The organism is Paenibacillus sp. 32O-W (assembly GCF_007679495.1).
In the GTDB taxonomy this organism is placed as follows: Bacteria; Bacillota; Bacilli; order Paenibacillales; family NBRC-103111; genus Paenibacillus_L; species Paenibacillus_L residui.
In genome coordinates, this window is sequence record NZ_VEGP01000028.1 from 1 (window position 1) to 14,209 (window position 14,209).

Annotated in this window: 13 protein-coding genes; 11 read left to right on the forward strand and 2 right to left on the reverse strand. The window is 53.2% G+C overall.

Features of this window, described 5'->3' with window-relative positions; all coding sequences use genetic code 11:
- Positions 1-710: 710 nt before the first annotated feature.
- Entirely contained in the window at positions 711-1,622 is a 912-nt protein-coding gene (locus FS806_RS12780) for a dienelactone hydrolase family protein (RefSeq protein WP_222126659.1), read from the forward strand.
- A 403-nt stretch (positions 1,623-2,025) separates the two neighbouring features.
- Here the strand turns inward: FS806_RS12780 and FS806_RS12785 are convergent, their stop codons facing one another.
- A complete protein-coding gene (locus FS806_RS12785; protein ID WP_144936850.1) occupies positions 2,026-2,583 on the reverse strand; it encodes a cytochrome c maturation protein CcmE in 558 nt (185 codons plus the stop codon).
- Between the two features lie 21 nt (positions 2,584-2,604).
- The gene (locus FS806_RS12790) at positions 2,605-2,835 is read right to left on the reverse strand and encodes a hypothetical protein (protein WP_144936853.1); all 231 of its coding nucleotides are present in this window, start codon (positions 2,833-2,835) and stop codon (positions 2,605-2,607) included.
- Positions 2,836-3,044: 209 nt separating this feature from the next.
- Between FS806_RS12790 and FS806_RS12795 the strand changes: the two genes are divergently transcribed.
- The 10 genes from FS806_RS12795 to FS806_RS12840 all read left to right on the forward strand — a co-directional run bounded on the left by FS806_RS12795 (position 3,045) and on the right by FS806_RS12840 (position 14,034).
- A complete protein-coding gene (locus tag FS806_RS12795) occupies positions 3,045-3,773 on the forward strand; it encodes an HAD family hydrolase (RefSeq protein WP_144936856.1) in 729 nt (242 codons plus the stop codon).
- Entirely contained in the window at positions 3,773-4,636 is an 864-nt protein-coding gene (locus tag FS806_RS12800; protein WP_144936859.1) for a MurR/RpiR family transcriptional regulator, read from the forward strand. The genes FS806_RS12795 and FS806_RS12800 overlap by 1 nt, the downstream gene beginning before the upstream one ends.
- A gap of 4 nt (positions 4,637-4,640) precedes the next feature.
- Positions 4,641-5,375 (forward strand): MBL fold metallo-hydrolase, encoded by a 735-nt coding sequence (locus tag FS806_RS12805; RefSeq protein ID WP_144936862.1) that lies wholly within the window; start codon positions 4,641-4,643, stop codon positions 5,373-5,375.
- A gap of 34 nt (positions 5,376-5,409) precedes the next feature.
- Positions 5,410-7,029: an ABC transporter substrate-binding protein gene (locus FS806_RS12810; RefSeq protein WP_260982069.1), complete on the forward strand. Its 1,620-nt coding sequence runs from the start codon at positions 5,410-5,412 to the stop codon at positions 7,027-7,029.
- A gap of 29 nt (positions 7,030-7,058) precedes the next feature.
- A complete protein-coding gene (locus FS806_RS12815) occupies positions 7,059-8,000 on the forward strand; it encodes an ABC transporter permease (protein WP_144936865.1) in 942 nt (313 codons plus the stop codon).
- Between the two features lie 9 nt (positions 8,001-8,009).
- On the forward strand, positions 8,010-8,837 hold the full coding sequence (locus FS806_RS12820; RefSeq protein ID WP_260982070.1) for an ABC transporter permease: 828 nt from the start codon (positions 8,010-8,012) through the stop codon (positions 8,835-8,837).
- 252 nt (positions 8,838-9,089) lie between these two features.
- Positions 9,090-10,193 carry an ABC transporter ATP-binding protein gene (locus FS806_RS12825; RefSeq protein ID WP_144936867.1) on the forward strand — a complete coding sequence of 368 codons (1,104 nt, stop codon included), beginning with the start codon at positions 9,090-9,092 and terminating at the stop codon, positions 10,191-10,193.
- On the forward strand, positions 10,186-11,604 hold the full coding sequence (locus FS806_RS12830; RefSeq protein WP_144936870.1) for an ABC transporter ATP-binding protein: 1,419 nt from the start codon (positions 10,186-10,188) through the stop codon (positions 11,602-11,604). The genes FS806_RS12825 and FS806_RS12830 overlap by 8 nt, the downstream gene beginning before the upstream one ends.
- Before the next feature lie 219 nt (positions 11,605-11,823).
- Positions 11,824-12,648: a metallophosphoesterase gene (locus FS806_RS12835; RefSeq protein WP_144936873.1), complete on the forward strand. Its 825-nt coding sequence runs from the start codon at positions 11,824-11,826 to the stop codon at positions 12,646-12,648.
- Positions 12,649-12,987: 339 nt separating this feature from the next.
- Positions 12,988-14,034 carry a LacI family DNA-binding transcriptional regulator gene (locus FS806_RS12840; RefSeq protein WP_144936876.1) on the forward strand — a complete coding sequence of 349 codons (1,047 nt, stop codon included), beginning with the start codon at positions 12,988-12,990 and terminating at the stop codon, positions 14,032-14,034.
- Positions 14,035-14,209 lie beyond the last annotated feature (175 nt).

A 14,209-nucleotide genomic window follows, 5' to 3' on the forward strand; every position in this document is an offset into this window, starting at 1 on the left:
CCCGCATTGAACGGGGATTCTGGGGACAAAGACGGGTTATCCACAGATTTGAGTTATCCACATTCCGATTTCATGTTAAAACCATTAAACCTTGATGGCCCGTCAGGGAAAGGAATAATTCTCATGAACGTCGAAGTATACATGACAGTAGCAGTAGGATGAAATTGGAGCTTAAAATATATATTCTCCCTAAATATAATCAGGCTGCCGATCGCAACTTTCCATAGGTTATTGTTTGTTGAGCCGAGGCATGCCGACCTAGCGAACCGCGCGATTACTTAAAGGCATTACACCCGTACAGCCCCAATGCAGTGAGGTATTAGTGACATTAAGGGAATTAAGGCACAAGGGGGCAAAAGGACATGCAAAACTGCAGGTCTTTTTGCAAAAATCCGCCAGATCCCGGAGAAGACGAGCAAAACTGCAGGTCTTTCACCACACAAACTCCAAAAACAAGCCAAATGACTAAATTTACCTGCACTTTCGCCTGTCATTTGCCGATTTCAGCCAAACTCCTTGAAAAGACCTGCACTTTTGCCGGTTCTTGACGCTCTCGACCGAACCACTAAGGCCGCACTTCACCGTACCCTAGGAACGCTCTTCACCGTACCACTAAGAGACTCTTCAACGGCCACTAAGGAAACCCGTTACGGAACCGCGTTCACACCGCATTTAAATGAAATTCATTCCTTATTAAGGAGGTCACACCCATGAACCTGTCCAAGGATGAGCAGAGGGAAAAATTGTACCGGCTGCTGGGCGATCTGCCTGACCGGGAGCTTCCCGTTAAGGTGCAAATGCTCGCGGAAGAGAAGAGAGAAGGGTATTACTTGGAGAAGCTGCTGCTGCATCTCAATGGAATCGAGCCGGTTCCGGCTTATTTTATCCGGCCCAAGGACGTTTCCGTCAAGCTGCCTGCCGTTCTGTTCAACCATTCCCATGGAGGAAACTACGCACTCGGGAAAGACGAATTGCTGCGGGGAAACAGCTACCTGCAAGACCCTCCCTATGCCGAACAGCTTACTCGGATGGGGTACGCCGTTCTCAGTATAGATGCCTGGGGATTTGGCGAAAGGAGAGGCCGGTCGGAGAGCGAGCTGTTTAAGGAGATGCTCTGGAACGGACAGGTGCTGTGGGGCATGATGGTCTATGACAGCCTGCGGGCTATTGATTATCTCACGACCCGCGATGATGTGGACGAGACAAGGCTCGCAACCCTCGGGATGTCCATGGGCAGCACAATGTCCTGGTGGACGGCCGCCTTGGACAGGCGGATCCGGGTATGCGTAGACATCTGCGGCCTGACCGACTATCAGGAGCTAATCCATACCCGGGGGCTGGACGGTCACGGGATCTATTATTATGTCCCCGGATTGTTAAAAGCTTTTACTTCCTCCGACATCAATGCGTTAATCGCTCCACGCGCCCATCTGGGACTGGCTGGGAACTATGACAAGCTGACTCCGCCGGCCGGACTGGACCGGATCGACGCCCATCTGCGCAAGATCTATCAGGAAGAAGGGCGGCCCGAGGCCTGGAAGCTCGTTCGCTGCCCGTGCGGGCACCTCGAAACAGCGGAGATGCGTGCGGAAGTCATTGCCTTTCTAAAGCAGTGGCTATAGGAGCGGCACTTACCTAAGAAAATGAGCTGTTGCGTCATGCCATAAGCGGACCATCTCGCTTCTGCAGATGGTCCGTGCTGAATTTCGAAGATACGAGACTGTTGGATTGTACTAAAGGTAACGTCCAAGTGTCGTACAGCGCAAGTGAAACGGTACGGACCTGAGAGACCCTATTTCGTCAAATTAGGCGGTTTTTTTAGACTAACGGACGCAGATTCGCTTATTTCATAGAATTCTCCTATTTTCGCCTGCATTTCTTGGAATAAGGTCTTCTGAGTCTGTTAAATTTGCCGGAAGGCCCCTCTAGACCGATTAAGGTCAGTGGTGTCCGTTATAGCCAAAAGCATGCAGGTTTTTCGCATGATCTTAGTTATTCATAGTTAATATAGATAGCCTCGATTTGCTAATGACTCCTTATTAAGCTTTCTAATTCATGTTTGGTCCGAAGTTTGGCAAGATCTTTGGACAGATGATCAGAGGAATGAATGATACCGTCTTTTCCACCCAGCTTGAACTTCCCTTGGAATACACCAAGAATAACATACGCATCTTCATTGGTTACAGGGCCCGTGTATTTTTTCAAAAAAAGGACAGCCCTATCCTTGTCCCGCAATATTTTATTCCCTTCAAAAGTATATTCAATATTATGGATGATTCCTCCCGTCTCCAGAATGACAATCCTCTCACCGGCCGGCTTACTTCCTTTATAGGATTGCTGAATTTTTGCCTGGGAGAGGGTAAAAGGAACATCTTCATACTTGAAGGATTTACCTCCGGTTTTTTCTACTTGGACAATGATATCCGCTCTTTGGCTTAATTCATCTATAGAAGAATAGTACTCGGAGAGTTCACCGGTAGAGTTGATAGCAAGCAGCGGGATGTTAGAAAAATAAACAGCGCCTGCCAATAAAACAACTGCGCTTAAAATCCACAATGTCTTATATTTTTTTAGAATTTTCATAGGTTAAATCACCCTTTCGAACTAATATAGATTATTTACCCCGTTGACATCATCCTGTTGGGAGCAGAGTGTTCTTTCAGGATTTCCAGCATTACCAAAGTCACTTCCTCCAATAAAAATATCACCACCACCGCCAAAGTTGTAGCTGAGATTGAGTTTGGAACCAGCATATTTCCAATCGTCTATAGCGTCAAGAAATAATATACCTACTTCCCCCATCCGAACAAATCCAACGAAGCAAATGATACCCACAGGTTTTCTCCCACTCCCCCTTCTTTCCCGGAAGCTCCTATGCAACAACTCACTCCCTTTCCCCCTTTACAAAAGCTTAGGAACCGTCTAACACGCACATAACAATCCCTCTGTATATTGAAATTGTAGGAAATGCGACAACGGACGGATGGATGTAGGATTTCATTTTTCACGTCCGTCTGATTTCTGGAGGAGGAGCATATCGCAGGATGGAAAAACGGTTCATTTGGTTCGATCTCGGCTATACCCTTGTACAAATGCAGAGAGAAGAGGATTACCAGACCTACTTGCGCGAGCAAGGAGCCGAAGCCAAGGCTGAAGAGATTGCAAGAGCCTACCATTTGGCGGACAAGCTGTTCATGCGGGAGTACACGGACGTACTTGGGGGTGAAAGGGGAACGTTTTTCCCCTGGTACATCGGCGTGGTGAATTATTATCTTGGCTTCCGCTTTCCGCTGGTCGAGCAGTGCCGAAGGCTGCAGGAACTGGGAAAAGAGAAAGAGCGGATGTGGGTTCCTTATGAATTTAGCGCCGCCTTGCTGGAACAGTTAAAAGAAAACTCATACGGCGTAGGGCTGATTTCCAACTGGGATCATACGGCCCGGACCGTATTGGAGCAATGCGGTTTGCTGCCGTATTTCGATCATCTTTTCATATCTGAGGAGCGGGGGGTGAAGAAGCCGGATAAGGCTATTTTCGAGATGGCGTTGAAAGCGGCGGGAGTGTCGCCCGAAGAGTGTGTCTACGTTGGGGACAACTATTACGATGATGTGATCGGAAGCCGGCAGGCCGGGATGGAATGCTGGCTGATCAACCGGTTTGACCGCTGCGGAATAGAGGAAATCGATCATGCGCCGGTCATCCCGTCGGCCCGGGATATTCTCGAGCTTCTGGACAGGCAGGCGGTTGGAGGGCTGAAGGGGGCTTCCCGGCATTGATGAGATTTGAGCAAAAGGTAGAGGCCGCTTTCGACGCATTAAGCCCCGGAATGAAGAAGATCGCTTATTTTGCGGCCAAGGAGATGAAGCAGGCGGCCATTACACCGGCGAGAAAGCTCGGGAAATTAGCCGGGGTCAGCGAAGCGACCGTCCATAGGTTTGCCCGGCAGCTCGGCTATGGAAGCTTCTCGGCGATGCAATCCGATCTGCAGGCGCAGGTGCTGGAGGTCAGACCTGTGCAGAGGCTGCTTCAATCGGCGGAGGCGGATTATGCGGCTTCCTGGCTGGAGGAGCATTTCCGCCTGGAATGCGATAATTTGCAGGCCACTGCCGAGCTCAAGCAGGAAGATCGCATAGAGGCTGCGGCGAAGCTCCTGATTCGGGCTAACCGGATCGCGATTGCCGGCTGGCGCGCCGGCTTGGCGGTCACCAGCCCCCTCTCCTACATCCTGAGATACATGCTCGGGGAGGGAGAGTTGATTCCCCAGGGAGAATGCGCCGAATTCGCCGCCCGGCTGACAGCGGGAGATGTCTTGTTCGTCTGCGGCTTTCCACGATACTGCGGCCGCACGATGAAGGTCAGCGAGGCGGCCAGGGAAGCCGGAGTCCCCCTCATCGCCCTGACCGATTCGCCGCTGTCCCCTTTTGCCAGACTCGCGGATGTGGTTTTGCTGGCTGCGACCCGGTCCGGCGGTTTTCTCGATTCGTACATTGCCCCGCTTGCGGTCGTGAACGCGCTCGTTCAAAGAATCGCCCGCTTGGACAAGGAAAGGGTCGCCCTGAATCTGCTGCGGACCGAAACCCATTTCCGCGGGTTCGATTCGCAATTCATATGGCCTACGGGCAGCAAAGAAGGGGAATAAAACGATGCATATAACTACTTTAGGCTCCTGGGGCGCCTATCCGGCCGCTCAATCCGCCACCTCCGGCTATTTGCTCGAATCCGGCACGACCCGTATTCTCGTGGATTGCGGCTCGGGGGTACTGGCCCAACTACAGCGCTATACAGAGCTCGAATGGCTGGATGCCGTCGTTCTCTCGCACTCCCATACGGACCATATCGCCGATGTCTATTGCCTGCAGTATGCCATTATGATCCTGACCGAACTGGGCAAACGGTCCCGGCCGCTCGATATTTACGCCCATATCGAGGAACCGGAGCGGATGGAGAGCTTGAATTATCCGCCCTACTGCAGGGCTTACCCGATAGACGCGGGCGACCGGCTGACCATTGGGGATGTCCGCTTCCAATTCGGCCGGAATGTGCATCCCGTGTCGTGCTTATCCATGCGGATCGAGCATCAAGATAGAAGTATTGCCTACACGGCCGATACCGAATGGCATGACGGGCTGGTCGAGCTGAGCTGGGGGGCGGATATGCTCCTGTCCGAATGCAGTTTGTACAATCAGCAGTTTGGGAAGATTCGGGGCCATTTGACCGCGGGCGAGGCCGGCAGGCTGGCGGCTTTGGCCGATGCGGGCCGGCTCGTGCTGACCCATCTGCCGCATTACGGAGACCATCAGACATTAGTGAGACAGGCACAGGAACACTATTCGGGACCTGTGCAGCTAACCTATACCGGCGATTGCTTCGTCATTTGATCCATTAATGCAATGATAAGGAGAGGAAAAACCAATGATAAGTCGCAAATGGAAAACCATGTCCGTTATTATCGCGTGTGCTCTGCTAACGATGATCTTGGCTGCATGCGGCAGCGGGGGAGCGGCGGGGGGACGAGGCGCGGAGCAGAACAGCGGGCAGTCGGCCGGGTCGAATGCCGATCAGGGCGGCACCTCATCGGGCTCGGGAGATTCGGCCAAGACGGAGAATTCCGCCAAGGAAGGCGGGACGGTCGTTGTGGCCGTGCCGCAGGACCCGGATTTTCTCGATCCGCACCTGGCCGTCGCCTCGGGTACCCAGGAGATGATGTTCAACGTGTTCGAGGGGCTTCTCAAGCCTAACGAGCGGGGGGAAGTTCAGCCGGCAATTGCCCAATCGTACGAGATTTCCGACGATGGGCTGACCTATACCTTCAAGCTGCGCGAAGGGGTCAAGTTTCACAACGGCAATCCCGTCACCGCGGAGGATGTTCAGTATTCATATGAACGGCTGATGGGCAAGGACAGCGGGAAGCCTCTGTCCACCGCTTTCGGCAATGTGGAGTCGGTAGAGATAGTGGATTCGCAGACCATTGCGGTGAAGCTGAAAGCGAACGACGTGTCCTTCCTCAGCTATTTGACGGCTGCCATTCTTCCCGAAGGTTACGAGGATCAGAACACGGCTCCGATCGGCGCCGGCCCGTTCAAGTTTGTCGAATATGCTCCGAACCAGCGGCTCGTTCTGGAGAAGAACAAGGACTACTATATTCCGGGCGTCCCTTATCTTGATCGGGTGGAATTCCGCATCATGCCGGACAGCGAAGCCTCCCTGCTTGCGCTGAAGGCCGGGGAGATCGATATGTATCCGCGGATTGACAGCGAGCGGGCGGAAGAGCTTGGGGACGGCTTCCATTTTGTCGACGGGATGCAGAATATGGTTCAGCTTATGACCATGAATCACTCCCGGAAGCCTTTTGACAATGTGCTGGTGCGTCAGGCGATCAATTACGCGATTGATGTGGATGAGATCATTCAGGTGGTTGCGGCAGGCAAAGGAACCAAGCTCGGCTCCAACATGAGCCCGGCTATGCAGAAGTATTACCAGGAAGGGCTGGAGAACACCTACGACGTCAATCTGGAAAAAGCTAAAAGCCTGCTGGCCGAAGCAGGGTATGAGAACGGGTTCTCCACTACCATATCCGTACCCTCCAACTACAAGTTTCACGTTGACACCGCTCAGGTCATCGCCCAGCAGCTGCAGAAGGTGGGAATCCAGGCCGAGATTGAGCAGGTCGAGTGGGCCGTCTGGCTTGATCGGATTTATAAAGGCCGGGATTATGACATGACCATTATCGGGTTGACCGGTAAGCTGGACCCTCATGAGGTTCTGGTGCGTTATGCATCCGACTACAAAGCGAATTTTTACAATTATGTCAATCCGGAATACGACAAGCTGATCAAGCAAGCACAAATTGAGCTGGACGACGCCAAAAGGGTCGGGCTGTACAAGGAAGCCCAGAAGATTCTGACCGATGACGCGGTCGCCGTCTATATTATGGATCCTAACTTTGTTGTGGCGATGAAAAAAGAGCTGAAAGGCTACAAGCTCTATCCGATTTATGTGCAGGACATGTCCACCATGTATTACGAAAAATAAGCCTTCTGCTTTCAAAAGGAGTGTCCGCAGTGCCTTATATCCTTCGGAGAACGATGACGTTCATCGTTACTTTGATTCTGGTAGTTATCATGACCTTCGTCGTCTTCCGGATTATACCGGGAGATCCGGCGCTGACCATCCTCGGTATGGATGCGGACGAGGCGCTTTTGGCGGCTATGAAGGAGAAGCTCGGGACGGACCGGCCCTTATCGGAGCAGTTTGCCCAGTGGGTGAAGCAAATGGCCAAGGGGGACTTCGGGGAATCTCTGAAGTTCTCCCGCCCGGTGCTGCAGCTGATTCTGGAACGGCTGCCGGTAACCGTGTCGATTGCGCTGATGTCCATCGTCATGGCGCTGGTCATCGCCGTGCCCCTAAGTCTGTTAGCGGTAAAACGGCACGGCAAAGCGGCCGATCTGCTGATTTCCGGATGGACTCAGCTAGGGATGGCGGTGCCTTCGTTCTGGCTCGGCATTCTGCTGGTGTTGTTGCTCGGATTGACCTTCCGATGGTTTCCCGCCGGCGGATATGTGCCATGGTCGGAAAGTCCGGCGCAGGCATTGAAGTCGCTGTTCCTGCCCTCCCTGGCCGTGGCCATTCCGCAGGTAGCGGTCATTGTCCGGTATTTGCGGACGACCCTGCTGGAGCAGATGAACCAGGATTATGTGAAAACAGCCCACAGCAAAGGCTTGCGTGAGACAACGGTTTTGTACAAGCATGTGCTGAAAAACGCGCTCGTTCCTGTCATCACGGTCGTTGGCATGATTTTTGCCGATGTTCTGGGAGGAAGTTTGATCATTGAGCAGGTCTATGCGCTTCCCGGATTGGGCCGCCTGATGGTTTCCTCGATCGGTGCCCGGGATTTTCCGCTGGTGCAGGGAATGGTGCTGTTTACGGCTTTCATAGTGATTTTGGTCAATTTTACCGTAGATTTGCTGTACAGGGTCGTTGATCCAAGAATCCGGTTAAAGTAGGTGGGAGAAGTGAAGAAGGCGACGAATCCGAGCCTGTGGATCGGCGGCTCGATCGTGGGCGCACTGCTTTTATTCATGGTTGTCAGCCTGATCTATATTCCTCATGACGTGAATGCGATGAACTCCGGTGCCCGCCTGCTTGCTCCAAGCTATCAGCATTTGTTGGGCACAGATCATTTCGGGCGGGATGTCTTCAGCCGGCTGATGCAAGCCTCGCAGACCGCCTTCCAAATCGGGGGCATGTCGGTAATTATCGCCGCTTCCGGCGGCCTGATCATTGGCGCGTTCGCGGGATATTTCGGCGGTTGGGCCGACGAATTGGCCATGCGGGTGATGGATGCGATGATGGCCTTCCCCGGCATTATTCTGGCGTTGACACTTGTCGCCGTATTCGGCCCGAGCCTGCAGAACACCATTCTGGCCATTGGCATAATGGGGATTCCTTCTTTTTCCCGCATTGTCAGGAGCGGATTTATGCAGTTCAAGCAGTTGGATTTTGTCAAAGCGGCAAGAGGGGTCGGGGCGGGGCATCTTCGGATCATGTTCCTGCATATTCTGCCCAATGTCGTTCCGCCATTAATCGTTGCCGCCTCGATGAGCTTCTCGGGAGCGATCCTGGCGGAGGCGGGCCTTAGCTACCTGGGATTAGGGGTGCAGCCTCCGGACCCCAGCTGGGGCCGAATGCTGAATGAGGCTCAGAGTTATATTGTCAGAGCTCCCTGGTATACCTTGGCTCCTGGAGTGCTGATCACGGTCACGGTGCTGGGCTTCAATCTGCTGGGAGACGGCATACGGGATTGGAACGATCCGAGGATGGCCGGGCAACGTGGAGCATGATGGAAGGGAGACGTATGGATCTTGGTCGAATCGTGGATGAGTGGGATAAGAAATATGATAGGAGCTTATGCGATACGTTTTAACCGGACAAGGAAGAAGATAATGCATCTATTTCGCGCCAAAATCCTCGGATGTGTCGAAATAGCAGTACAAATGCATCGATTTTGGCCGGAAAGCAACTTCTGGAAACCAATGGTCCTTTATATTGAGGTTTGATCGATTTGCGGACAGGCCGGAGAAGGAGGGATATGGATGGAGCAAATACATTTGCTAACGGGGAGGAACCATCGGAAGGCAGAAGCAGGTCAGAGGAATAATGGGGGGCAGGAAGGGCAAAATTGGCAGAAGGACGGGAACCAGGCGCCATTGCTCGAAATAGAAAACCTGTATGTTGGTGTGGGAAAGGGCAGGGAGATAAGAAATGTCCTGGAAGGAGTAACTCTGCCGATAGCCCAGGGAGAGATCGTGGGCTTGGTCGGGGAATCCGGCTGCGGCAAAAGCATGGCCTCTCTCGCCATTCTAGGTCTGCTTCCCCGCGGGGCCCGCATCACGGGCGGTTCGATCCGGTATCAAGGGAGAGAGCTTCATTCGCTCCCCAAGGACGAAATGCGCAAGCTGCGTGGCAAGGAGCTGTCGATGATCTTTCAGGACCCGATGACATCGCTCAATCCGGTGTTGACGATCGGAGAGCAGCTTGTGGAGATGATCACCCTTCATCTGGGGATAAAGCGACGCGAAGCGCTGGAGCATGCGGCAGAGATGCTGGGCAAGGTAGGGCTGTCCAGGGCCGGAATGCTGCTGCGCGAATACCCCCATCAATTATCTGGAGGAATGCGGCAGCGGGTCATGATCGCCATAGCGCTTTCCTGCTCGCCTAATTTGCTCATTGCCGATGAGCCTACAACGGCGCTCGACGTCAGCATTCAGGCGCAGATTCTCGATTTAATGGCCGATTTCAACCGGACGGACAACACCTCCATCTTGCTGGTCTCCCACGATTTGGGCGTCATTGCCGAGAGATGCGGCAAGGTGGCTGTCATGTATGCCGGACAAATTGTAGAGATGGCGGCAACGGACCGGCTGTTTCGCTCTCCGCAGCATCCCTATACCCGGGGACTGATCGATTCGATCCCATCTCCGGACAAGAAAGGCCGACCGCTGTATTCCATACCGGGACGTGTGCCAGGGATAGCCGAGCGGGGAGCGGGCTGTCATTTTGCCGGGCGCTGTCCTTATGCGGACGAACGCTGCCGGTTGAGCGCACCGCCTCCGGTCAGGCTCGATGAAGGGCACACCGTACGCTGCTGGGCGGTTGGGGCAGAGGCGGAAGAGAGGAGGGAATTGGCCCATGCCTAGACATATAGAGGCGCTTTCCGCCAAACCGGACACAGCCGAGCGGATCGCTGCCGAGCCGGACAGTGCCGGTCCTATAGGTGCCGGGCAGGTTTCCGGCAGGCCGGTGCCCGTCAGGCCTGCAGGCACGGGCCCGGACACGGCAAGGCCTAGCGGTGCCAGGACGAACGGAGCCAGGCTGTACAATGCCGAGTTGAGCAGTGCCTGGCCGCATAGTGCCGAACCGGTCCATGCCCGGTCGGGCAGTGCCGGGTCAAACCGTGCAGAGACGTGCAGTGCCGAACTGAACCGTACCAGGCCGAACAATTCCGCACCGATTCTGTCCGTTCAATCCCTGGTGAAGCATTACCCGGTGGCGTCACAAGGGCTGCGAAGAGGCAGATTGGTGCGTGCGGTGGACGGTATTTCCTTCGACATTCTGGAAGGTGAAACGCTCGGACTGGTAGGAGAAAGCGGCTGCGGCAAATCCACCACGGCACATATGATTGCTTCCCTCGTCAGGCCGACCTCCGGAGCGATTCGGTATGGCGGCAAGAGCACAGCCGAAGCCAAGGGCAGCGAACAGAGGGCGCTGCGCAGGGAAATTCAGCTTGTCTTTCAAGATCCATACGCTTCTCTCAACCCTCGTCACCGAATTTTGGCTGTGCTGGAAGAGCCTCTGCGGGTGCATAGACTTGGGGACCAACGGACAAGACGCAAGCAGGCGGAGGAAATGTTGGAACTCGTCGGGCTCGACGCTTCTTTCGGGAGGCGGTACGCGCATGAGCTGAGCGGCGGGCAGCGCCAACGGATCGGCATCGCCCGCGCATTGATGCTGCAGCCCCGGTTAATTGTCGCCGACGAGCCGGTTTCTGCGCTGGATGTATCCGTTCAGGCGCAAATCTTAAACCTTTTGAAGGAAATGCAGAGGAAATTTTCGCTGACTTATTTGTTCGTATCCCATGATTTGAATGTAGTCCATTACATGAGTGACCGGGTGGCGGTCATGTATTTGGGTAAAATCGTGGAAATAGCGCCTGTAGATCGGATTTACTCCTCGCCGCTTCATCCTTATACCCAAGGATTGCTTGCCTTGATTCCAGGAAAGCGCCAAGAGAGCAGAGGCGGAAGGACGGCCTCGGGCAGCGGAGCATTTTCCCGCCCGCTTTTGCTTGGCGAAGGCCTCTCTGAATTACCTGCTACAAAGGAGGATGGCCCAAGAACGTTCAGCGAAGAAACGTCCGAGCTGATGGCTCCTCGAAGTGAAACGACTAATCCGACGGCCCTTACTGGAGAAATGCCTGACCCCGTGTCGACGCCTTCGGGCTGCGCTTTTCACCCCCGCTGTCCTTGGGCCCGAGAAGGTTGCAGACAAGCGGTGCCGCCTCTGCAGGAAGCGGGGGACGGCCACTATGTTCGCTGCTTTCTGCCTTAAGGATTCGACGAACACGGCCCATCCTCCGGTATGTTGCAGTTATCGGGTCACTACATTTTTCCATGAGGTGTTTGTTACGGCAGCTATCCTACTATAGGAAACTGCTTGAGTGGACTGAATCACAGGAATGACCGACGCATTGCTCCATTGATGGAGCGAAGAAATGAAGGCTATCGATTTTCAACGACATTTGGATATAGAGGAGAAGGGGCTGACTAAATGAGAATAGGCATCTTATCGGATTTGCATGTGGATTTGAATCACTCGGAGACGGACATCCCGATAGAGGAGGCGCTGGCACGGGCAGTCGAAGAACGGCAGGTCGAGAGGATGATCATTGCCGGGGATTTGACCAACGATTGGGAGACGACATTGGAGGCGCTGGACAGAATAGAAAGGATGACTTCGGTTCCCTGCTTGTTCGTGCCGGGAAATCACGATGTATGGAATATCAACGCTCCCGGAAGATCGGCCTGGGAAGCCTACGACAAGCTGAAGGAATTTCCTCGCAATCTTGCAAACGGAGCCTTCCGGTTAACGGATCATTGGGTGGTGATCGGCGACCTCGGCTGGTATGATTACTCTTTCGCCTCCCCCGACTTTACTTTCGAGCAGTTGGAGCGCATGCAGTGGGGGGAACGGACCTGGAAGGACAGCCTCTATGCCGATTGGGGAATGTCGGTGGGGCAGGTCCATAATTATTTTGTGGAAAAATTGAAGAGGCAATTAGATGAGCATCGAGGCAGCAGCATTATTCTCGTAACTCATGTAGTTCCTCACAAGGCTTTTACCGTGCCGGAAACGATCGGGGAGTGGCGTTATTTCAACGGATTCCTCGGGAGCCGACAGTACGGCAAGTTGATTCGCGATTACTCGGACTCCATTCGTTATGCCGTATCGGGACATGTCCATTACCGTAAAGAGGTGGAAGAGAACGGTGTCCGATTATTGAATAACGGTTTGGGTTATCGCCGGGAATGGAGAAGCGGCCAAGGAGCGATGGAGGAAGTCAAACGAGCCTTGTTGACGATTGATTTGGACTAACAGATAGCATCCCTCTGATATAGAGTTAACAATCAGTATGTATATTGAACTTGTAAGACAAACAAATATTTTTGGGCCCAAAAACAAAAGCGGCCAAACGAAGTGTCTGCTCCCTTTAATAATCCCGATTTCCTTGACATGAAACGAAAGGTTTAAAGCTGTTCTTTGAAAAAGTTTCTCTACTTCGCCGCTTTTTGGGCAAAAAATCCTTTGACTTTGGGGCAAAACGTTGATATCATTGCCTTGTATAAATAGGATTTGGCCCAAATTTTGTGCAAGCATGGCACTGCTTGAAACATAAGCGGATATTACTTTACAGGCGAAGGAGTATAGAGAAAGATGCCTACTTTGAAAGAAATCGCGCAGCACGCCGGATTTTCTATTTCTACCGTTTCCCGGGTTTTAAATAATGATAACAGCCGGCATATTAGCTCGGAGACCAAATCAAAGATCTGGAATGTTGCCAATCAGCTAGGCTATATTCCTGCCCAAACGGCCAAATCGACCGCACGTAAAAGCGCTTCCCCGGCGAGGACGGAATACCGGCAAGTAGGCTGTATCGTATCCGTTCCCCAGAATAAATACAACCACCCCTATTTCTCTCCGATTCTGGAGGGAATAGAGAAGAAGCTGTCTGAGCTGAACTGCTCCCTCGCTTACGTAATCACCATGAACGAAATAGAGGGAGAGAAGGCGATGCGCAGGCTGCTTCAGGATACGAAGCTGGACGGCCTCATTATTGTTGAGGGTATCGACCAGGAGATGTACGAAACGATCAAGAGGATTGTTCCGGCCGTCGTAGGCATCGATATTGCCGATCCTTCCGTCCCCGTTATTTCTTATGATCGCGTGCAAGCGGCCAAATCGGCGGTACGGCATCTGATCCGGCAGGGCCACAAGCGGATCGGTTTTATCGGCGGGACGGGACTTACCGGTGATTTGGAGCGGGAGAAGCGCTATCGCGGTTATCGCGATGCCCTGCAGGAGGCGGGACTGGAAGCGGACCCCCGCTGGATCATTAATGCGGGCTGGGACGTGAACGTCAGCTATTCCCGGATGGCCGAAGTGCTGGATTCGAAGGCGGGAGAGCCTCCTACGGCTATTTTCGCCGCGAGCGATATGATGGCGATCTCGGCGATGCGGGCCGTCACAGAACGAGGATTGCGGATTCCGGAGGATATGGCCTTCGTCGGGCTGGACAATATCGAAGTGTCCCAATTTACCACTCCGCCGCTTTCGACGATTCACATTCCGAAGAGCGAGATAGGCATGATGGCGGCGAAGGTGCTGGTAGATCAAATAGAGGGCAACCATCCGCTTCCGTTCAAGCTGCTGATGCCTTTTCAACTCATAATCCGGCAATCATCCGATTATCAGAGAGAGTAAAACAGCGCAGGTATGAAGACATAGAGTCCGCGGAACGGAGAGGAAAGGAAGCAATCTTCCGATCTATATAGATGATAGAGTCCGAAACCTCCGCGGCAATATTTTTTTTGATCATTGGACAAATAACGGCCATTTTTGGGCCCAAAAATACATTATGTTGAAGGAAGGGAATCGG

What these genes read in the sequence shown, in the direction of transcription:
- FS806_RS12780 (WP_222126659.1), top strand. Translation starts at nt 711, where the DNA reads ATGAACCTGTCCAAGGATGAGCAGAGGGAAAAATTGTACCGGCTGCTG.
- FS806_RS12830 (WP_144936870.1), top strand. Translation starts at nt 10,186, where the DNA reads ATGCCTAGACATATAGAGGCGCTTTCCGCCAAACCGGACACAGCCGAG.
- FS806_RS12795 (WP_144936856.1), top strand. Translation starts at nt 3,045, where the DNA reads ATGGAAAAACGGTTCATTTGGTTCGATCTCGGCTATACCCTTGTACAA.
- FS806_RS12805 (WP_144936862.1), top strand. Translation starts at nt 4,641, where the DNA reads ATGCATATAACTACTTTAGGCTCCTGGGGCGCCTATCCGGCCGCTCAA.
- FS806_RS12835 (WP_144936873.1), top strand. Translation starts at nt 11,824, where the DNA reads ATGAGAATAGGCATCTTATCGGATTTGCATGTGGATTTGAATCACTCG.
- FS806_RS12840 (WP_144936876.1), top strand. Translation starts at nt 12,988, where the DNA reads ATGCCTACTTTGAAAGAAATCGCGCAGCACGCCGGATTTTCTATTTCT.
- FS806_RS12825 (WP_144936867.1), top strand. Translation starts at nt 9,090, where the DNA reads ATGGAGCAAATACATTTGCTAACGGGGAGGAACCATCGGAAGGCAGAA.
- FS806_RS12810 (WP_260982069.1), top strand. Translation starts at nt 5,410, where the DNA reads ATGATAAGTCGCAAATGGAAAACCATGTCCGTTATTATCGCGTGTGCT.
- FS806_RS12800 (WP_144936859.1), top strand. Translation starts at nt 3,773, where the DNA reads ATGAGATTTGAGCAAAAGGTAGAGGCCGCTTTCGACGCATTAAGCCCC.
- FS806_RS12785 (WP_144936850.1), bottom strand. Translation starts at nt 2,583, where the DNA reads ATGAAAATTCTAAAAAAATATAAGACATTGTGGATTTTAAGCGCAGTT.